Source organism: Burkholderia sp. 4M9327F10 (assembly GCF_005503145.1).
In the GTDB taxonomy this organism is placed as follows: Bacteria; Pseudomonadota; Gammaproteobacteria; order Burkholderiales; family Burkholderiaceae; genus Paraburkholderia.
In genome coordinates this window covers 1-20,172 of sequence record NZ_SCNV01000096.1, presented here as the reverse complement: position 1 = coordinate 20,172, position 20,172 = coordinate 1, and the positions used below count along the sequence as shown (strand labels likewise).

The window sequence follows — 20,172 nt, the reverse complement described above, 5'->3', positions numbered from 1 at the left end:
GCCCCGTCGCGGCGGTCCCTCCCGGCAAGTGTCGGCGGTGGCGCCTCGATCCCCCGGTCGAGCGTCACCGCCAGGGCCGGGCCCCGCAGCGGCGGCACAGTCGCACCATGACAGGAGCAGCAAGGCTCCAATCGAGCAGGAACCAAACAGGACGGCTGCCCTCATATCAGATTCAACGTTCGATATGAGGGCATCACAACATGCAACGAAATGTCCCCGACTCCGCAGCGCGAGCAGCCACCGGTCTGCTGATGGCAGCCGCATTCGGCTTCACCACGCTGGCACACGCACAGACGGCTGAACAGCAAGCCCAACAGCAGGCACAGCAACAGGCACAAGCTCAGGCCGCCCCTCCCGTCGATCCCTCGTTTTCCGCCTGGTCGCTCATGCAGGTCTGCAAGCAGAAGGCCGATAACGTGGCGCAAGGTGAATGCGTCGGCGCCGTACGTGGCATCATCCACGGCTATCAATATGGCGTGCTGTTCCTCGGCCAGCGCGCATCGTTGCCGGCCAACGAGACCCAGCGGGTCTCGCTGTGTTTGCGTAACGTCCAGGTCTCGTCGATCGTCGACGACTTTGTGAGCGATGCGGCTCAGGTCAGCGAAGAGTCGCTCAGGCGCACACCCGCCGAGGTCGCCGTGCTCGGCTCAGTCCATATGCATCACGCCTGCAACTGAACGCTGCCTCGCTCAAAGCATCTCGAGCGGCCGCTTGCTGCGCGGCGGCCTGAAGTAAGCATCGATGGCCGCGCAGTCGCCGCTACTCAGTTGCAGTTCCAATGCGCGGTGGTTATCGCGTACATGTTCGATGCGCCCCGCTTTCGGAATCGCGAACACGCCCGGCTGCCGCAGCGCCCACGCCAGCGCCACCTGAAACACCGAGACGCCGCGCGCATCGGCAATATCGTCGAGCGGCGAGCGTTTCGGCAAGCGCGCATGATCCACCGGGCTGTACGCCATCGCCGGCATGTTGCGCGCGGCAAGCCACGGCAACAGGTCGAACTCAGACCCACGCCGCGCGACGTTGTACAGAATCTGATTCGTCGCGCATGCATCGCCGCCCGGCGTCGACACCAGTTCGTCCATATCCTCGGTATCGAAATTGCTGACACCCCAGTGGCGAATCTTGCCGGCCCGGCGCAAAGCTTCGAAGCCTTCAACCGTCTCTTCAAGCGGCACCGAACCGCGCCAATGCAGCAGGTACAGATCGAGCCGATCGGTCTTCAGGCGCTTCAGGCTCTTTTCGCAGGCCGCCTGCACACCGCGCCGGCTGGCATTGTGGGGATACACCTTGCTGACGAGGAACACACGCTCGCGCAGTCCGGCGAGCGCCTCGCCGAGCAGGATCTCGGTGGCGCCGTCGCCGTACATCTCGGCGGTATCGATCAGCGTCATGCCAAGCTCGACACCGGCGCGCAACGCCGCGATTTCGGCGGCGCGCCGTGCGGGCTGCTCGCCCATCTCCCAGGTGCCCTGCCCCAGCTTCGGGATGCGTTCGCCGTCGGGCAAGCTCACAGTGGCGATGTCGGTCGTCATGTCTTCTCCTTCGGTTGTGGCGGGCCGCGCAAGGCCGACGGACCCGTTGCGCCACCAGTTTATCCGCTGCGGCGAGGCGAAATCGCCCCCCAGGCAAAAGCCCGCTATAACGCAGCGCGCCGATGTCATAGAATTGCCGCTTGCCCTTCTTGCGTCTGCCACATGAACTCTGCCTCGGAAGACCGCTGGCGCGACCTGCGCCCGGACCCGGAAAACGATACGCCGCTTTACCTGCAACTCGCGCGCAAGCTCGGCAATGCGATTCATGAAAACCGCTGGAATGCAGGCGAGGCGCTACCGTCCGAGCGCGTGCTCTCGGACGCGTTGGGCGTCTCGCGCATCACCGCGCGCAAGGCGATCGCGCTGCTGGTCGAACAGGGTTTGATCCGCCGCACTCAAGGGGCGGGCAGTTTCATTACGCCGCGCTATGAAGATCCGCTCTCGCGTCTGTCGAGCTTCAGCGAAATGCTGCGGCGGCGCGGTTTCAGTCCCAGCTCACAATGGCTCTCGCGCGAGATCCTGCCCGCCAATCGCGACGAAGTGATTCAACTGGGATTGTCCCCGGCCGCCGCGGTCACGCGCCTGCGGCGGCTGCGCCTCGCGGACGGCATTGTGATGGCGGTTGAGAACTCAACCTTCCCGGCCGCGGTAATTCCCGATCCGCAGGCTATCGGCGATTCGCTGTACAGCTACCTCGAACAGCGCGGCCTCGGAATCGTGCGCGCATTGCAGCATTTTCGCGCCGTCAACGCGAGCGACGAGATCGCACAGCAGATGAGCATCGCGCCCAACGAAGCGTTGCTGCTGATCACGCGCGTCGGCTACACAGCCGAGCAGCGCGCGATCGAGTTGACCGACACCTATTGCCGCAACGACTACTACGACTTCGTCGCCGAGCTGCGCAAGTAGCGGGGCGTCCAGCGTCCTGCCCGCAGGGGCGTCAACTCACACCCAGCATGCTTCATCCGTGCCGATCGGCACTGGCGGGCGCGCATAAAACGGCGGCGTCTCCGACAGGCGCTCGGCGGGCAAGGCCCCGCGCACCCGGCCGAACGGTGAAGCGACCGTCTCCATGCAGTCCTGCACGTCTTCGGCGCGAACTTCGGGCGCACGCCAGCCGTCTTCGATCTGTCCCATCGATTGCAGCCAGCGCCCCGTCTGCGCGAGCGACAGCCGCACATGCCAGCTTCCGCCCTCGGTGGCCCGCCGCGCCAACGCGACCATCGCACCAAACGCGGCCAGATAGCCGGTCGCGTGATCGAGCGCCTGACACGGCAGATGCTTCGGCTCCTCACTCTGCGCCGCGCGGCTCTCGGTCCAGGCAATGCCGCTCGCGGACTGCACCAGACTGTCGAAGCCGCGCCGCTGCGCCCACGGCCCCGCGTGGCTATACGCGGAAACCGACACATACACGATTCCGGGCCGCACCTGCGCTAACGCTTCAGGCGTAAATCCCCGCGCGGCAAGCGCCCCCGGCCGGTACGCCTGCAGGAACACGTCAGCGTCGCCGACCAGCGCCCGCAGGCGCTCGCGCCCCTCAGCGCCGCGCAGATCAAGCGTGGCGGAACGCTTGCCGCGCCCGTTGTCGATCACGAGCGGCGCGATATTCGGCAAATGCGGACCGTTGATCAGCAGCACCTGGGCGCCGTGCTGCGCCAGCGCGCGCCCCGCCACCGGCCCCGCAATGATGCGCGACAGATCGAGCACCCGCACACCGGCGAGCGGCCGGTCGGCGCCGCCGCGTCCGGCGGGCTCGGGCGGCGCGTCGCCGATCCGGGTGATCTCGAAGAGCGGTAGATTGGCAATCGCCTGGGCCTGCTCGAGCGCCGCCCATTCGCGTGGCGAGCGGATCAGCGCGGCGCACAGGCCCGCGTCGGCGAGTGTCTGATCGAGCACCGCGCCGTCCCAGCCGCGAATCGCCTCCGCCACCGCGGCACGATCGTTGGCACAACCCAGCACCTTGAGGATACCGGCCAGGTGGTGCGGGAAATTGGTGTGCAACTGGATCCAGCGGCCATCGCGCGTCGCGTAGAAACCCATCACCGGATCGCGTAAGGCGGGCGGCGGGCCGTCGTCGATGCGCAGATAGCGCTCGCTGCGAAACGCCGCCAGCGCACGCCGCGCGTCCACTTCGACGCGTTGCCGGCAGCCGGTGCGCAGGCGGAAGCATTCGGCCGCGGCAAGACCCACGGCGGCAATCGTCGCCGTGGCCAGTGTGCCGACCCGATAGACAGAGGGTAGACCGGGATCGTCGGCACTCAGCGTGACGGCGTCGAGCGCCGCGGCATCGCAGCCGGCTGCGGTCCAGAGATGATCGAGGGCAAGGTTGGGGGTCATGTCGAGCGCCGGGAAGTGGTGGGGAACTGAACCGAGTCTAGAATTCTCGCCGCACGCGATCAATCTTGATTAAGATAATCAACATATATTGATTTTTTCGGTTTTCCCGCACCTTTATGCCCACGACCACCCACCTCACCGCGACCGAAGCCGCCGCCCTGCTCGGCATCAGCGTGCCGACCCTGTATGCGTACGTGAGCCGCGGCATGCTGCATTCGTCACCGGATGCGCATGGCAAGCACCGGCTCTACAACGCAGCCGAAGTCCGGCGGCTCGCGCGCCGCAAGGCTGACGGCAAGCGTGCCGGCAAAGTGGCGCAGAAGGTGCTCGACTGGGGTGTGCCGGTGCTCGAATCGTCGATCACGCTGATCGCGGACGGCCGCCTGCTATACCGGGGCCACGATGCGGTCGAACTGGCGCGTTCGGCATCGCTGGAAGATGCGGCGGCGCTGCTGTGGGAATGCAGCCCGCGCCGGCTGGCGGAGGCGCCACCGGTGCCGCTCGGCGCGGCGCAGTGGGCCGCATGGCTGAAATTGTGGAGCGACAGCACGCCGCTCGACCGGGCGCTGGTGCTGCTGCCGGCTGCCGCTGCGCAAATGCCGCGCGTCTGGGCGCAGGGCCGCGATGCACAACTCGATACGGCCTGTGCCGTCATGCGCCTGCTGGCCGCCGCGATGATTTCCGCTGCGCCCTCGAACGAGCCGCTGCACCGCCAGCTTGCCGCCGCGTGGGGCATCCGCAATCGCCAGCAGATCGGTGTGCTGCGCGCCGCGCTGGTGGCCTGTGCGGATCATGAACTGAACGCGTCGACCTTCACGGTCCGCTGCATCACGTCGACAGGCACCCACCTGTTCGGCGCCGTGGCCGGCGGTCTCGCGGCGTTATCGGGTCCGCGTCATGGCGGCGAGACCGTGCGCGTCGCCGCGCTGCTCAATGAAGCCGCCCGCGCGCCCGATCTCGACCGTTTCCTCGCCAACCGTCTTGCGCAGGATGAACACGGCGGCTACGGCGCGATCCTGTCCGGCTTCGGGCACACGCTCTACCCGCACGGCGATCCGCGCGCACGGCTCCTGCTGGAATTGCTGACGGAATGCGCACCGGCGCGCTCGCCGATCGGCGAGATCCACGCGCTCGCTCGCGCCGTGCGGGAGACGAGCGGCGTGGAGCCGACGCTCGACTACGCGCTCGCGGCTCTCGAACGGGTATTGGGGTTGCCGGCCGGCGCCGCTTTCACGCTGTTTGCGGTAGGCCGGGTGACGGGCTGGATCGCGCACGCGATGGAACAGACGGCGGACGGCCGGCTGATCCGTCCGCGAGCGCGCTACATTGGGGAGTACGAGGCGGACCACTAACCAAGGCGGTGCGCTGCCAGGCAATCCCGGCTTGGCGTCATTCCGGTTTCAGATGGTCTGCAGCCAGCGCGGCACCCAGTTCCGAACCGAGCGCCGTGCCGCCTCGAACACCGGCCGCCCGGGCAGGCCCGCGGCCTCGCTCGCAAAAGCGAGCACCAGCCGCGTGCCGCCTTGCCCGGCGCTCACCCACACCCGCGCGCCGCGCTTCAGTTCGAAGGTCTCGCCTGAGGCAAGCCAGTAGTCGCGCAGGTCGCCTTCCACGGTCACCCAGACCTGCCCCGCCATAACCTGCAAAGTGAGCGGCTGCACCACACGCCAGGCGGTTGCCGGCTCGCCGTGATCGAGTTCGAAAGTACGGATTTCACGCATCGCGCTACTCCTTGAAAGCTTTTCTGGTTGACTCATTATTGCTATGCGATGATGTAAACCCCATGCACAGTTCCCAACAGTTTCCACGGAACTGTGCAGTCAAAAAACCTGACAGTTGCCGGCATGCCGGTTCACAGGCGTCGGTTCCCAGGCATGTGAAGCACGAGATCTTATGAAACTCGACATCGAACTCGACCGCGAAAACGGCGTGCCGTTGACCGAGCAGATCGTCACCGGCGTCGCCGCGTGGATCCGTTCGCGGGCTGCCCGTCCGGGCGCCAAGCTGCCGTCGATCCGCCAGTTTTCCGCCGACTACGGCGTGAGCCGCTTCCCGGTGATCGAGGCGTACGACCGGCTGGTCTCGCTCGGCTACCTCGACTCGCGCCACGGCTCGGGCTTTTACGTCGCCGAGCGGCATCGCAACGCAGGCGACGCGCAGGTCACCTCGGACCCGCGCCGCGCAGAGGAAGTGGTCGAGCACATCCTGCAGCAGTTCAACCACCCCGGCGAATCGCTCAAGCTCGGCAGCGGCTTTATCCCCGAGGCGTGGCGCGACATGGAGGGGCTTGGCCACGCCATCCGCCACGTCTCGCGGGTGGACCCCGTGAGCCTTGTCGACTACGCCACCCAGCTCGGCAATCCGATCTTGCGCGAGCATCTGCAAAGCCGCCTCGGGCAGTTGGGCATCGAAGCCGACGCCTCGCAGATTCTCATCACCAACGGCGCAAGCCAGGGGCTCGACCTGCTGATGCGCTACATGCTGAAGGCCGGCGACACGATGTTCGTGGAGGACCCCGGTTACTACAACCTGTACGGCCTCCTGAAGCTGCATGGCGTGAAGCTGGTCGGCATTCCACGCACCCGCACCGGTCCGGATCTCGAGGTGCTGCAGGCGCAGTTGCGCCTGCACCGGCCCAAGCTGTTCTTCATCAACACGCTGTTTCATAACCCGACCGGCACCACCGTGGCGCCTCCGGTGGCGTTCCGTCTGCTGCAACTCGCCCGCGAGCACGACTTCCGCATCATCGAAGACGACATCTACGCCGACTTCCAGACCGATGTCAGCGACCGCCTCGCCACCCTCGACCAGCTCGAACATGTGATCTACGTGGGCGGGCTGTCGAAGACGCTGTCGTCGTCGCTGCGGATCGGTTATGTGGTCTCCAGTCACGCAATCATCAAAGACCTCGCCGACATCAAGATGCTGACCAGCATCGGCGGCTCGCGCTTCGCCGAGGCGGTTGCGGTCGCCATGCTCGAGCGCGGCTCCTACCGCAAGTATCTGGAGCGGCTGCGGCGCCGCATGCGCGACGCGCTCGGCACTTCGGTGCAGGCGCTCGAGGCAAGCGGCTGGGAGGTCTTCGAAACGCCGCAAGGCGGCAAGTTCATCTGGGCACGGGTGCCGCATATCGCCGACTCGACGCGGCTCGTCGAATGCGGCGCACCGCTCGGCGTCACGGTGGCGCCCGGCAGCTATTTCCGGCCGAACGGCGAGGTCAGTCCGTGGATCCGTATCAACGCCGCCTATACGAGCGATCCGCGCGCGCGGCAATTTTTCGACGCGGCGGCACGGCTCAAGTAAGCGACGCAACGAGACCTGGCGCGCCTCGCCGCATCAAACTGCCCCAAACTGCACCAGGCCGCACACCACGCCTCGCACCGGATCGCAAAACCAGGCTGCACAGCCCGCGCGGATTTCCCTAAAATGGGCACTCCCCAGCCCGTCCGGTACGCGTGAGCAGCCGTCCTCCATGTCCAATCCGCCGAACGCCGCCGCCACATCCACTCCCGCCGCCTCCCAGCCCAGCGCCCGCTCACTCACCGTGATGCTGTGGCTCGTCGCCACCGGCTTCTTCATGCAGACGCTCGACTCGACCATCGTCAACACGGCCCTGCCGGCAATGGCGACGAGTCTCGGCGAACTGCCGTTGCGCATGCAGTCCGTGGTGATCGCCTACTCGCTGACGATGGCCGTGATGATCCCGGTGTCCGGCTGGCTCGCGGACAAACTCGGCACACGCAAGGTTTTCTTCAGCGCAATCCTGGTGTTCACCGTCGGCTCGCTGCTGTGCGCGAACGCGCAGTCGCTCAATCAACTGGTGCTGTACCGCGTGATTCAGGGGGTGGGCGGCGCCATGCTGCTGCCGGTGGGGCGGCTCGCCGTGCTGCGTACCTTCCCCGCCGAGCGCTATTTGCCCGCGTTGTCGTTCGTGGCGATTCCTGGACTGATCGGGCCGCTGATCGGTCCGACGCTCGGCGGCTGGCTCGTCAAGATCGCCTCGTGGCACTGGATCTTCCTGATCAATGTGCCGGTAGGGGTGATCGGCTGCGTTGCGACCTTTATCTTCATGCAGGACAGCCGCAATCCCGACACCGCGAAGTTCGATATCAAGGGCTATCTGCTGCTGGTGGTCGGCATGGTGGCGATCTCGTTCGCGCTCGACGGCCGCACCGAACTCGGCATCCAGCACGCCACCGTGCTCGTGCTGCTGATCCTGAGCCTCGCCTGCTTCGTGGCCTACGGGCTGCATGCGGTGCGCGAACCGCATCCGCTGTTCTCGCTCGATCTGTTCAGGATCCATACGTTCAGCGTCGGCCTGCTCGGCAATCTGTTTGCGCGTATCGGCAGCGGCGCGATGCCGTATCTGATTCCGCTGCTGCTGCAGGTGAGCCTCGGCTACAGCGCCTTCGAAGCCGGTCTGATGATGTTGCCGGTGGCCGCGGCCGGCATGACCTCGAAACGGCTCGCCACGACGCTCATCACGAAGTACGGCTATCGCCGCGTGCTCGTGACCAACACCGTACTGGTCGGCCTCGCGATGGCGAGCTTCGCGCTGACCACCGCGGGCCAGCCGCTGTGGCTGCGGCTCGTGCAGCTTGCGTTCTTCGGCGGCGTGAATTCGATGCAGTTCACCGCCATGAACACGCTCACGCTCAAGGATCTCGGCACCGGCGGCGCGAGCAGCGGCAACAGCCTGTTTTCGCTGGTGCAGATGCTTTCGATGAGCCTCGGCGTGACCGTCGCGGGCGCCTTGCTGGCGACCTTCACGGGGCTGATCCACCAGGTCACCGAAGCCAACTCGCTGCCCGCCTTCCACGCAACCTTCCTGTGCGTCGGCATCATTACGGCCTGCTCGTCGTGGATCTTCGCCCAACTGGCGGCCGACATCCGGCGCACCGCAAAGAAAACCGATCCGTCGGAGCGGACCTGAAGCGCTTGAGCCGGAGCACTTGAGCCGGAGCACTTGACCCGGCGCACAGCGGAACGGGGCACAGCCGCCTCGCCGATCCGCAACAGGGCGCGGCGCGCACCACGGCTGTGCACAGCATAGCCGTGGCGCGCATACCGGCGCACAATGAGCGACTAACCGCACGCTCGGTGCAGTTCTCTCGCGCGCATGGTTCTTGCTCGTCTATCCTGTAAACTTGCCGGTAATTTGTGGCAACCGTAGCGTGCAAACCGCCGCGTACCGGCCGCAACGTCACCCCTCACACGACTGACACATGATGAGCATGATCGAACTCGATCCTCCCGGTTTCCAGCCGCCACGCCCGATGGCGGGCGACGAAGGCTCCCGGCGCACCGTCCTGTACGGCGGCTACACGGTGTTCAGCGTGTTTCAGCCGGTGTTTTCCGTGTCGCACCGGCGCGCGATCGGCTACCACGCCTCGCTGCGCGCGCACGACGAACACGCGCTGCAGGTGCCGTCGCACGAGGTGTTCACCCAGGCGGCGCGGCGCGGCGACCTGCTGGAACTCGGGCGGCTCGCGGAGTCGCTGCATCTGGGCAACTTCAACGCATTCGACAGTCACGACGAGTGGCTCTTCCTGAGCCTGCACCCCGCTGCGTTGATGGACACCAGCTACGGCGACGCGCTGCTCGCCGGGCTCAAGGCGCTGGGCCTGCCGCCGCAACGGGTGGTGCTGGAAGTGTCGGAGCAGGCCGGCGGCGAGACTACGCGTTTTGCGGAAATCGTCGATGCGCTGCGCAAGTCGGGGTTTCTGATCGCGCTGGACGGCTTCGGCGCCAAGCACTCGAACATCGACCGCGTGTGGAACCTGCGGCCCGATATCGTCACGCTCGACCGCTGCATCCTCGCGCAGGCGAGCGAGCACTGGCACATCGAACGTGTACTGCCGGGACTGGTCTCGCTGCTGCATGAGTCGGGGCAACTGGTGCTGATGGGCGGTCTATCGACCGAGCGCGACGCGCTGATCGCGCTCGAATGCAATGTGGATTTCGTGCAGGGCGCGTATTTCTCTGGACCGAGCGTGGAACCGGTGAAGCCGCAAGCGGCTGCCGGCCTGATGGACGAGCTGTCGGCGGCACTGCGCGAGCGGGTGGCAACACGCGAACGGGCCCAGGCCGCACGCCTCGCACCGTACGCCAAAGCGCTCGAAACCGCGAGCGCGAAACTGGCCGCCGGCGAGTCCGTGGCTCAGGCAACCGCGCCGCTGCTTGCGCTCGGCGAAACGGCGCGTTGCTTCGTGCTGGACGGCTCCGGGCGGCAGATCGGCGACAACGTGCTGCCGCCGGGACGCGCCTCGCAACGCGCCAAGCGTTTTCGTCCGCTGCTGCATTCGGAAGGGGCAAGCTGGGAGCGCCGGCCGTATTTCATCAGCGCGATGCGCACGCCCGGCCAGGTGCATCTGACACCGCCTTATCTGTCGATCAACGAGGCCCACCTGTGCGTGACCGCGTCGATTGCCGCGCAAACCCAGCGCGGCATGCAGGTGCTATGCGTGGACATCAACTGGGAAGTCGCCGCACACCGTAATTGAAGCACGGCGTGGCGCAGTCCACGCCGGCGAGCGGATCGCGTCGAGCAAACGCACGACGGCCGGCAAGCCGAAGCGTCGGCGCGCGGCTTGCAGATGCGCGGCGCGGGTGACGATGCGCAGCGCCACAATCCGGCCAGCACGGCTCGACACCTCGAGCAAGGCGACGATCTCGCCTCCCTGCATGAGCGCCACACCAGGCGTGCCGTCGATCGACAGGCATTCGGCGTAAAGCGCGCCGGCATATGAGCGCGCTCCGGGTGTCGCGTAGGCCACCGGCTCCGCTTGCTCCGTCTGCCCGATCTGCCCCGCTTCCACCGCTTCCGCCGCTTCCGCCGCTTCCGCCGCTTCCGCCGCTTGCATCGCGCTCGGCATGTTCGCCGCGTTTGCGGCCAGCGACGTCACCACATCCACCCAATCCGTTGCCGCCGCGACCGGTGCGCTCACGCGCAGCGGCGCGTCGCTGACAACCTCCGGCGCGTCGCTAAAGAGCTTCAGCAAGCCTGCCCGATCCTGCGTTTCCAGCGCCGTACGCAAGCGCTCGACGAGCTGGGCATGCTGGGCCGGCTCCGGCCGCCGCAACGGCGCACCGTCACGCTGCAGGCGCGCTTTCGCCCGATGCACGATCTGCCGGCAACCGGCAGGCGTGCGCTCGAGGATCCTGGCAATTTCCGCGTAGTCGCAATCGAAAGCCTCGTGCAGCACAAAAGCCGCACGTTCATCCGGCTTGAGCCGCTCGAGCAGCAGCATCAACCCATACGACATCTGCGCGGAACGCAGGGCCAGCTCTTCCGCGGACGGCGCCACTTCATCGAGCCACGGCTCCGGCATCCAGCCGGCCGCCCGCGCGCTGCGCTCCAGTTGCAGATGGCGCAGCCGGTCGATCGCGAGGCGCGTCGTAATCGTGGTCAGCCATGCCGCCGGGGCGCGTACTTCACGGGTGTCGGCGAGGTGCCATTTGAGCCAGACGTCCTGCACCACGTCCTCCGCTTCCGCGCGGCTGCCCAGCATGCGGTACGCCAGCGCGACAAGGCGCGCGCGGGCGGCCTCGAAGGCAGATGATTTGTCGATTGCGGGTTCGGTCATGCGTGATGCTCCCAGAAACGTGAACGACGCCGAGCGGGCCTGGTTCGCGCGCTCGCGCGCGGCAACCCGCACTCTCTCCACTCGGTAGACGTCCGAGCACCGCCCGATGTGACAGGCCGGTGCAAAAATATTTGTGTCACAGCCACGCCTGCGCCTTCGTCATGAGGACAGTCACTCCCGCCAGTCACAACGGCGCCGGGTTGTCCGCCCCATTCAACCTCAATAGCCTCAGCACCCTCAAGCGAGACGCGCATGCATTCCAGCCATCCTTCCTTTTCCGGCCTCGGCCTCGTTCCCACCGTTATCGAACAGTCCGGGCGCGGCGAGCGTGCCTACGACATCTATTCGCGGCTGCTGCGCGAGCGCATCGTGTTCCTGGTCGGGCCGGTGAACGAGCAGTCCGCGAGCCTGATCGTCGCGCAGTTGCTGTTCCTCGAATCCGAGAATCCCGATAAGGATATTTCTTTTTACATCAACTCGCCGGGCGGCTCGGTTTACGACGGGCTCGCGATCTACGACACGATGCAGTTCATCAAGCCGGAAGTGTCGACGCTATGTACCGGTTTTGCCGCCAGCATGGGGACGTTTCTGCTGACCGCCGGCCAGCGCGGCAAGCGCTACGCGCTGCCGAACGCGCGCATCATGATCCACCAGCCCTCGGGCGGCAGCCAGGGGACCGCCGCCGACGTCGAGATCCAGGCGCGGGAAGTGCTGTATCAGCGGCAGCGTCTGAACGCGCTGATGGCCGAGCACACCGGACGCAGCATCGACGAGATCGTCAAGGACACCGACCGCGACAACTTCATGTCCGCGGCGACTGCGAAGGAATATGGGCTGATTGACGACGTGCTGCTGACGCGCGACGCCCTGGGTGGGGACGCGCGCAGCAATACGATGTGAGTGATGGGGTCGGCGCGAACCTAGGTGCAGGAGGGCAGCGCGCCCGCCCTCCTCGTTCAGTGCTCGCCGTTCGCGCGCTGGGCAATGGCTGCGAAATCGCTTTCCTTCATACTCCGAATGATTTTCTCTTCGGCTCGCAGGTCGAGCGAGCGGCTCAGCAGCCAGTACACGCCACCCGCGACGATCAGCCCAACCAGCCACGCGATATCCACCCCGCCCAGCAGGTGCGCCACGTAGCCGACGAACACCTCTTTCTGCGCCTCGGCGTCGTACACATAGAAGAACGGAATCATCGCCACGAAACCCACGACGTAGGCCGCGATACCGCGCATCTGCCACGCGCCGTAAATACCCTTGGGTGTGAAGAAGTGCGGAATCGCGTAACGCCCCTTGCGCACGAAGAAGTAGTCGACCAGATTGACCGCCGTCCACGGCACCAGGAAATAGAGCATCAGGACGAGGAACGTGTTGAGCAGCGCGATGCCGTTGCCCTTGATCGCCAGCACGCAGACCAGCACCACCGCGCTGATCGCCATGATCGACAGCACGCGTGCGCTGCGCGTCGGCGTGATCTTGCGGATCGAATCCACGCCGGTGAGCAGCGTCAGCATCGCGCTGTAGGTGTTGAGCGCGATAATCGGCAGAAAGCCCGCCACCGAAACCATCACGATCACGTGGCCCAGGCCCGGCAGCATCGACGAACCCACCTGATTCAGGGCCACCAGCGCATCTTCCGCTTTCAGTTGCTGCGCGAGCCACGCGCCAAGGCCGATCATCCACGCCCCCGAGAGCGACGCGCCGAGAAAGACCGCGGTAATCAGCTTGCGCCGGCTGGTGTGCTTCGGCAGATAGCGGGAATAGTCGGACACGTACGGCGCGTATGAAATGTTGTAGCTCGCGCCAATAGCGAACTGCGTGGCGAAGGCAATCCAGTTGAAGCCGAGCGCGGGCGCGGGAGCCGCCGCGGCCGCCGGGCCGTGACCCACGCCGAACATCAGCGCCAGCGTCACGAGCGCATACAGCGGCAGTGTGACGATCAGTGCCCACTTGAACGCCTTGTGCATCAGATCGTGGCCGTAGATCGACAGCAGCGCGCCCGCGAGGATCGCCACCACGGCGGCCAGCGTCGCATCGAGGCCGAACACGTGCTTGAGGCCATCGGTGATAAGCGAAACATTGACAACGTTAAAGCCGACGAACACGAACAGCGTGGCAAGCAAGGCGAGAATCACACCGCGATAGCCGAATTGCGCACGCGACTGGATCATCTGCGGCAAACCCATCTCCGGCCCCTGCGAGCCGTGAAAGGCCATGAAGATCGTGCCGAACATGATCCCCAATGCGCCCGCCAACGTCGTCCAACCCGCCGACAGCCCCATGCCGGGACCGACAAAACCGATCGAGATGGTAAAGAAATGGAAATTGCCGAGGAACCAGAACGGCCCCTGGCTGCCGAGGCGGGCATGGCGTTCCGTCTCGGGAATGTAGTCGATCGAGTGACTCTCGACCTCGATACCCGCGCCGCCGCCGGCCACGTCGATCGCTTCTGGTTGATTCATACGGACCCCTGTCTCCCGCTTGTCCCGCTGACTCGATAACACCGCAAGCCCGACGCGCGATGCGGGGCTGCGGGCACGTTTCACTCCGCTTGCATGGATGCCGCCGGATCCTTCGAATCGGGCGACGGGAGTAGTTGTAAGTAGCCAAAAGTCAGAAATGAATTCCGATATCGGCACGTTCACTTCGATCCGCGGCGATGTATCGGGATAAGGGAGCGGATAAACGGCCCGCACCGCACACAAACCTGTTAACCCGCGGCAGGAATCGCTATCATGGTCGCGATCCGCCGGATTCGACGGCAGCCTTATTGGAGAAATACATGGCGTCATCCAACGAAACCATCAGCATGGCGCTGTTCTGCGATTTCGAAAACGTCGCCCTGGGCGTACGCGATGCGAAGTACGAGAAATTCGACATCAAGCTGGTGCTCGAACGCCTGCTGCTCAAGGGCAGCATTGTCGTAAAGAAAGCGTATTGCGACTGGGAGCGCTACAAGAGCTTCAAGGGCACCATGCACGAGGCCAACTTCGAGCTGATCGAAATTCCGCACGTGCGCCAGTCGGGCAAGAACTCGGCCGATATTCGCCTGGTCGTCGACGCGCTCGATCTCTGCTACACCAAATCGCACGTCAATACGTTTGTCATCATCAGCGGCGACTCCGACTTCTCGCCGCTCGTCTCCAAGCTGCGCGAAAACGCCAAACAGGTGATCGGCGTCGGCGTTCAGCAATCCACCTCGGACCTGCTGATCGCCAATTGCGACGAATTCATTTTCTACGACGACCTGGTGCGGGAAAGTCAGCGCACCGTGGCCAAGCGCGATACGGCGCGCCCCGCGCAGCAGCCCGCGGCCACAGCGGCCAAGCGGGCGCCGAACGAAGAAAAGCGCCCCAAGGAAGATCTGGAAACGCGCCGCACCAAGGCGGTCGAAATCGCCGTGCAGACCTTCGATGCGCTCGCTTCGGAGCGTGGCGACAGCGGCAAGATCTGGGCCTCGGTGCTGAAGAATGCCATCAAGCGGCGCAAACCCGATTTCAACGAAACGTATTACGGCTTTCGTGCATTCGGCAATCTGCTTGAGGAAGCGCAGGCGCGTGGCCTGCTCGAGTTCGGCCGCGATGAGAAGTCGGGCGCCTATGTGTATCGCAGCACGGTCGCCGCCGCAGTCAGCGAAGCGGTGAGCGAACAGGGGGAAACGGCTCAGGAGACGCTGTCTGCGGAATCGCCGCAATCCGCGCAGGCGGAACAGTCTGGACGCCCTGCAAAGCCGGCTCAGCAGGCGGAAGCGGGCCGCAAGCGGGATGCGAAACGGGACGAGAGGCGTGATCAAAAGCGGGACGCACGTGGCCGCGATCGCGGCAACCGCAAGGCGGAACGCGAGTCACCGGCTGCGGTGCCTGCCGAACAACTGGCTACCGGCCACCACGAGGTAGAAGCACGGACCGACGAACAGGACGAGGTATTCTTCAACCACGGTGGCCGCTCGCCTTTCGCATACGACGAGCCTGAAGACGAGCAAGCGGAAACGGTTACACAGCCTGAGTTGTTCGCTACTGAGCCGGAACCGGCTGTCGAAGCAGGTGACGCGAGCGAGCCCGCTGACCTGGATGAAGCGCAGAGCAGTCAGGAGACGCGGCGTAAGGGGCGTAGCAGCCGAAAACCAGCGGCCAAGAAGACGAAAAAGGCTGCGGCGAAACCGGCTGAAGCGGCGTCCGAAAGCGATGTGGCGCAAGAAGTGCCGGCTCCTGCTCAAGCTCAAGCGGAGGAATCTGCAACGGCCCGTAAGACCGCGCGCAAATCTGCAACCCGCAGCCGTCGGCCGCGCAAGACGGCAGTCGCTTCGGATGCCGAATAAACCGGCAATTGCCGCATAACTAGCCGGCACATCGTCGCGCTGCCTTTGTTGCTGGACGTGTTGCTGGGTGTCGAAGACGAACAACACGGCAACGCGCGGTGCAAACGGCAAACAGCAACGTCCCGCTCAGAAAGCAGAAAGCCCTCACGCTGGAGGGCTCTCACTGTCACTACTGGCTGCAGCTTTACTGACGGCGCGGCATTCGAGCAGTTCAACCCGCCCGGTCACACCGCACCGCGCAAAAACCTTACGCGAAATTCTTTGCAGCAAAGTCCCAGTTCACGATGTTCCAGAACGCTTCGACAAACTTCGGACGGGCGTTGCGATAGTCGATGTAGTAAGCGTGTTCCCACACGTCGATCGTCAGCAGTGCCTTTGCGTCCGTGGTCAGCGGCGTAGCAGCGTTGCTGGTCGAAACCAGGTCGAGCGAGCCGTCTGCCTTCTTCACGAGCCATGCCCAGCCCGAGCCGAACGTGCCGACCGCGGTCTTCGCGAACTCGGCCTTGAAGTTGTCGTAGGAGCCCCACTTCGCGTTGATCGCGTCGCCGAGCGCGCCCGACGGTGCACCGCCACCTTGCGGCGACAGGCTGTTCCAGAAGAACGTGTGATTCCAGATTTGCGCAGCGTTGTTGAAGATGCCGCCCGATGCCTTCTTGACGATCTCTTCAAGCGACAGGTTCTCGAACTCCGTGCCCTTGATCAGATTGTTCAGGTTGGTCACATAGGTCTGGTGGTGCTTGCCGTAGTGATACTCGAGCGTCTCTTCCGACATATGCGGAACGAGAGCGTTTTTCGCGAACGGCAGCGGCGGGAGCGTATGTTCCATGGTGCTTTCCTTCTATCTGTGTGTGGGGGAGTCTGCGGATAACGCTGTGGAGCACTCGATTGTAGGCGACTTGGAATAACCCCGCAAACCAACGGACTTTATGTCGGGCATGCGTGAAGAAGTCGCCCGGATGACGTAATTAGTGCTCCCGCAATGCCGTCGCCGCGGTCAAAACTACGGCTGCAACAGACACTCAGAAGCCCTCCGCGAGACGCGCCTGCACATCGGCCAGCGTGATGTCCGCAGCGCCTTCGGCAAGGTGCACGGTAAGACGCCGCCCCGGCTTCAGCGAGGCCGGCGCACGCACTGCACGGCCGTTCTGCGCATCGAGTACAGCCGCGTAGCCACGCTCGAGCGTGCGCTGCGGGCTCAGCACCTCGAGACGCGCGGCCAGCGTAGTCACCCGCGCCGTATGCCGTTCATGCTGACGCAACACTGCGCTATCAAGACGCTGCGCCAGCGAGTTCAGTGCCGTGCGATGCGCAGCCAAATCCGGACGCCAGCGCTGCCAGCGCATCTGCAGCAGCGAAAAACGCGCTCTTGCGTCGCGCACCGGCCGTGCGCCCGCGGAACCGAGGCGCACGCCGAGCTGCTGCAAATGCGTACGTTGCCGCGCGAGCCGCTCGGCGGGCGAAACCAGCCGGCGCGCCAGCCAGTCGAGTTGTTGCGCGCGCCGCTCCATCATGCGGCCAAAGCCGCGCGCCAGCGTGGCGTGCCGGTGATCGAGATCGCGCAGCAACAGCACGCGTTGCGGACTGACAAGCTCGGCCGCACCGGTCGGGGTCGGCGCACGCACGTCGGCGGCGAAATCGGCAATCGTGAAATCGGTTTCGTGACCCACACCGCTCACCACCGGCACGCGGCTTTCGGCAATGGCCCGCGCCAGGACTTCTTCATTGAAAGCCCACAGGTCTTCAATCGAACCTCCGCCCCGGCAGACGATCAGCACATCGACCTCGCGCCGCGCATTGGCCGTTTCGACCATTGCCGCCAGCTTCGCGCTGACGCCCACGCCCTGCACCGGCGCCGGATAGACGATCACCGGAATATGCGGCGCGCGACGCTGCAGGGTGGTCAGCACATCGCGCAAGGCGGCAGCCTGCAATGAAGTGACAATGCCGATCGCGCGCGGATGCGCCGGCAACGGCCGTTTGCGCTCCGGCGCGAAGAGCCCTTCTGCTTCCAGTTGTGCCTTGAGCTTGAGGAACGCTTCATACAGCCGTCCTTGCCCCGTGCGCCGCACCGCTTCGACATTGAGCTGCAGCTCGCCGCGCGGCTCGTACATGGTGACCAGCGCGCGCACTTCGATCCGGTCGCCTTCGCGCGGCGTGAACTCGGCGTACTGGGCGCGGCCGCGGAACATCACGCAGCGCATTTGCGCCTGGGCATCCTTGATCGAGAAATACCAGTGGCCGCTTGCGGCGCGCGTGAAGTTCGACACTTCCCCTGCCACCCAGACGAGCGGAAAGGAGCGTTCGAGCATCGCGCCAATGGCGCGATTGAGCGCCGATACCGGCACGACAACCTCGCCGCCCGGCGTGGACGGCGACGAAAAAGGGCTTTCGGAATTCATGCGAAGAATAGGTGTGACAAGGCCGGACAGACGATAGACCGAGCGGCCATTCGCGTCCAGCGCATTGTACGAATTGTTAAAAGTGTCCACATGCCGGGAGAAGCTTACGAAATGCTGTTCAAACGCGTGCCGAGCCCAGTAACACCGAATTAACTCATTGATTTTTAAAGACTTAATATCCTATTAATACCAATGCATACCGACAAGACCCGCGCGGAACGGCCTTTCCAGCCTGCTTGACGGCAGGTTCTCCACAAAGTTATCCACAGGCTGAGGAGGCACGATTCGCGGTTTCCGGACCGCTTGGCGCAACCCGCACGACTTGCGGCTCACGCCGCTCGCACGCTAGAGTGCCGGGTTTCAAGGGCATGATGCGCAGCGCGCCGTGCAACCGGCGGCTGTCCTGTCCTCTGTCCTTGCTCTGTACCGTTAGTCCCGTCCGGAGAAACGCGTTGATACTTGTCCCATGTATCGCGTCACCTGAACCGGTGCCGCAACCGTTGTGCGCACCGGCATCGTCCTCATGAGCGAAGCCAAGGCCCAACTCGAAACGCGTCTTGCCCGCGAGTGGCAACAGCGCGGCCCGCTTGCCTGGGCGATGCTGCCGTTCGCCTGCGTGTTCGGCGCGATTGCCGCCGCGCGCCGCGCGGCCTTTGCGCTCGGCTGGCTGAAGGCACAACGCGTCGGCGTGCCGGTGGTGGTGGTCGGCAATGTGACGGTGGGCGGGACCGGCAAGACGCCAACGGTGATCGCTCTCGTCGAAGCGCTGCGGGTTGCCGGCTTCCAGCCTGGCGTCGTCTCGCGCGGTTATGGCGCACGGATTACACGACCTACGCCGGTCACGGCCGCCTCGGCGCCGCAGGATGCCGGCGACGAACCGCTGCTGATCGCCCGCCGCACCGGCGCGCCGGTCTGGGTCTGCCCGGACCGGGTGGCCGCAGCACAGGCGCTGCGCGCCGCGCACAGCGAAGTCGACGTGATCGTCAGCGACGACGGCCTGCAGCACTACCGCCTCGCACGCGACGCCGAACTGGTGGTGTTCGACCATCGGCTCGGCGGCAATGGCTTTCTGCTGCCGGCCGGTCCGTTGCGCGAGCCGCTGTCGCGCCGCCGCGATGCGACGCTGATCAACAATCCGTACCAACGCACGCTGCCGCCCTGGCCCAACACCTTCGCGCTCACCCTCACACCCGGCGACGCCTGGCATCTGGGCAATCCGGCGCTGCGCCGCCCACTGGCGCAATTCAGCGGCGAGCGCGTGCTGGCCGCTGCCGGCATCGGCTCGCCGGAGCGCTTTTTTGCGACCCTGCGCGCCGCGGGCCTCACGCCTGAGACCCGTGCCCTGCCGGATCACTACGCGTTCAGCAGCAATCCCTTCGCCGCTGTCGATGCCGAAGCGATCCTGATTACAGAAAAGGATGCGGTAAAATTGGGGACCTGGCACGATGCGCGCATCTGGGTCGTTCCCGTTGAAGCCGCACTCGATCACCGCCTCATCGAACTAGTTGTGGAGAAAGTCCGTGGACGCTCGCCTGCTTGAAATTCTCGTCTGCCCGATCTGCAAGGGCCCGCTCAGCTACGATCGTGCGGCACAGGAGCTCATCTGCAATGCAGACAAGCTGGCGTACCCGATCCGCGACGGCATTCCCGTGATGCTGGTGGACGAAGCGCGTCAGACAGTCGAGGGCACGCCGGTCGAGCCATTGAATCCCTCGGGCGGCCAGGCGGCACCGGGCGCCTGACTGCGGAACTGCGCGGCACAGCTACGCGGTAGAACTGCGGCGGCAACTGTACGAAGCAGCGCCTGGCCGGTATAGCCCGCGCTGCCGCCTTACGCGCGCTTGCCTGCAGGGCCGCTGTCTCGCCGTCGTCGTTTCCTGATAGTTTCCTGGTCGTTTTCCGGTCGTTTTCGTTAGCGCGCGCTTCAGCTTCGCGCGCCTTCCCCCGCTTCCTGCTGCGGTCTTGCCACCGCCTTCCCGATGACCCAAGCCACCTCCGCC

Annotated in this window: 17 protein-coding genes; 10 read left to right on the top strand and 7 right to left on the bottom strand. The window is 65.2% G+C overall.

Going from position 1 to position 20,172, the window contains the following annotated elements; translation table 11 throughout:
• Positions 1–200 precede the first annotated feature (200 nt).
• Positions 201–677 (top strand): hypothetical protein, encoded by a 477-nt coding sequence (locus tag FFS45_RS39500; RefSeq protein WP_137960033.1) that lies wholly within the window; start codon positions 201–203, stop codon positions 675–677.
• Positions 678–689: 12 nt separating this feature from the next.
• Here the strand turns inward: FFS45_RS39500 and FFS45_RS39495 are convergent, their stop codons facing one another.
• The gene (locus FFS45_RS39495) at positions 690–1,535 is read right to left on the bottom strand and encodes an aldo/keto reductase (protein WP_137960032.1); all 846 of its coding nucleotides are present in this window, start codon (positions 1,533–1,535) and stop codon (positions 690–692) included.
• A gap of 162 nt (positions 1,536–1,697) precedes the next feature.
• On the opposite strand from FFS45_RS39495, the gene FFS45_RS39490 reads away from it, so the two are divergent.
• The gene (locus FFS45_RS39490; protein WP_137960031.1) at positions 1,698–2,444 is read left to right on the top strand and encodes a GntR family transcriptional regulator; all 747 of its coding nucleotides are present in this window, start codon (positions 1,698–1,700) and stop codon (positions 2,442–2,444) included.
• Between the two features lie 36 nt (positions 2,445–2,480).
• Here FFS45_RS39490 and FFS45_RS39485 read toward each other — a convergent pair whose 3' ends face one another.
• Positions 2,481–3,872 carry a CoA transferase gene (locus tag FFS45_RS39485; RefSeq protein WP_137960030.1) on the bottom strand — a complete coding sequence of 464 codons (1,392 nt, stop codon included), beginning with the start codon at positions 3,870–3,872 and terminating at the stop codon, positions 2,481–2,483.
• A 116-nt stretch (positions 3,873–3,988) separates the two neighbouring features.
• Here FFS45_RS39485 and FFS45_RS39480 point away from each other — a divergent pair, with 116 nt between their 5' ends.
• Entirely contained in the window at positions 3,989–5,224 is a 1,236-nt protein-coding gene (locus FFS45_RS39480) for a citrate synthase family protein (RefSeq protein WP_137960029.1), read from the top strand.
• Between the two features lie 48 nt (positions 5,225–5,272).
• On the opposite strand, the gene FFS45_RS39475 is transcribed toward FFS45_RS39480, so the two are convergent.
• Positions 5,273–5,593: a DUF2917 domain-containing protein gene (locus FFS45_RS39475; RefSeq protein WP_137960028.1), complete on the bottom strand. Its 321-nt coding sequence runs from the start codon at positions 5,591–5,593 to the stop codon at positions 5,273–5,275.
• A 172-nt stretch (positions 5,594–5,765) separates the two neighbouring features.
• Here FFS45_RS39475 and FFS45_RS39470 point away from each other — a divergent pair, with 172 nt between their 5' ends.
• The 3 genes from FFS45_RS39470 to FFS45_RS39460 all read left to right on the top strand — a co-directional run bounded on the left by FFS45_RS39470 (position 5,766) and on the right by FFS45_RS39460 (position 10,375).
• Positions 5,766–7,175, top strand: coding sequence for a PLP-dependent aminotransferase family protein (locus FFS45_RS39470; RefSeq protein WP_137960027.1), 1,410 nt, complete (start codon positions 5,766–5,768; stop codon positions 7,173–7,175).
• Positions 7,176–7,344: 169 nt separating this feature from the next.
• Positions 7,345–8,805, top strand: a complete 1,461-nt coding sequence (gene mdtD, locus FFS45_RS39465) for a multidrug transporter subunit MdtD (RefSeq protein ID WP_137960026.1) — start codon at positions 7,345–7,347, stop codon at positions 8,803–8,805.
• 295 nt (positions 8,806–9,100) lie between these two features.
• Entirely contained in the window at positions 9,101–10,375 is a 1,275-nt protein-coding gene (locus tag FFS45_RS39460; protein ID WP_137960034.1) for an EAL domain-containing protein, read from the top strand.
• On the opposite strand, the gene FFS45_RS39455 is transcribed toward FFS45_RS39460, so the two are convergent.
• Positions 10,331–11,458 (bottom strand): sigma-70 family RNA polymerase sigma factor, encoded by a 1,128-nt coding sequence (locus FFS45_RS39455; protein WP_137960025.1) that lies wholly within the window; start codon positions 11,456–11,458, stop codon positions 10,331–10,333. The two genes, FFS45_RS39460 and FFS45_RS39455, sit on opposite strands and share 45 nt — an antisense overlap.
• 252 nt (positions 11,459–11,710) lie before the next feature.
• Between FFS45_RS39455 and clpP the strand changes: the two genes are divergently transcribed.
• Positions 11,711–12,358, top strand: coding sequence for an ATP-dependent Clp endopeptidase proteolytic subunit ClpP (clpP, locus tag FFS45_RS39450; RefSeq protein ID WP_137960024.1), 648 nt, complete (start codon positions 11,711–11,713; stop codon positions 12,356–12,358).
• A 56-nt stretch (positions 12,359–12,414) separates the two neighbouring features.
• Here the strand turns inward: clpP and FFS45_RS39445 are convergent, their stop codons facing one another.
• A complete protein-coding gene (locus FFS45_RS39445) occupies positions 12,415–13,917 on the bottom strand; it encodes a cytosine permease (protein ID WP_137960023.1) in 1,503 nt (500 codons plus the stop codon).
• A 320-nt stretch (positions 13,918–14,237) separates the two neighbouring features.
• Here FFS45_RS39445 and FFS45_RS39440 point away from each other — a divergent pair, with 320 nt between their 5' ends.
• Positions 14,238–15,773, top strand: a complete 1,536-nt coding sequence (locus FFS45_RS39440) for an NYN domain-containing protein (RefSeq protein ID WP_137960022.1) — start codon at positions 14,238–14,240, stop codon at positions 15,771–15,773.
• A 247-nt stretch (positions 15,774–16,020) separates the two neighbouring features.
• On the opposite strand, the gene FFS45_RS39435 is transcribed toward FFS45_RS39440, so the two are convergent.
• Positions 16,021–16,599, bottom strand: coding sequence for a Fe-Mn family superoxide dismutase (locus FFS45_RS39435; RefSeq protein WP_137960021.1), 579 nt, complete (start codon positions 16,597–16,599; stop codon positions 16,021–16,023).
• 193 nt (positions 16,600–16,792) lie between these two features.
• A complete protein-coding gene (gene xseA / locus FFS45_RS39430) occupies positions 16,793–18,172 on the bottom strand; it encodes an exodeoxyribonuclease VII large subunit (protein WP_137960020.1) in 1,380 nt (459 codons plus the stop codon).
• 523 nt (positions 18,173–18,695) lie between these two features.
• On the opposite strand from xseA, the gene lpxK reads away from it, so the two are divergent.
• Together lpxK and FFS45_RS39420 are read left to right on the top strand one after the other, a co-directional pair.
• Positions 18,696–19,712 carry a tetraacyldisaccharide 4'-kinase gene (gene lpxK / locus FFS45_RS39425; protein ID WP_137960019.1) on the top strand — a complete coding sequence of 339 codons (1,017 nt, stop codon included), beginning with the start codon at positions 18,696–18,698 and terminating at the stop codon, positions 19,710–19,712.
• Positions 19,693–19,914 carry a Trm112 family protein gene (locus FFS45_RS39420; protein WP_137960018.1) on the top strand — a complete coding sequence of 74 codons (222 nt, stop codon included), beginning with the start codon at positions 19,693–19,695 and terminating at the stop codon, positions 19,912–19,914. The genes lpxK and FFS45_RS39420 overlap by 20 nt, the downstream gene beginning before the upstream one ends.
• Positions 19,915–20,172 lie beyond the last annotated feature (258 nt).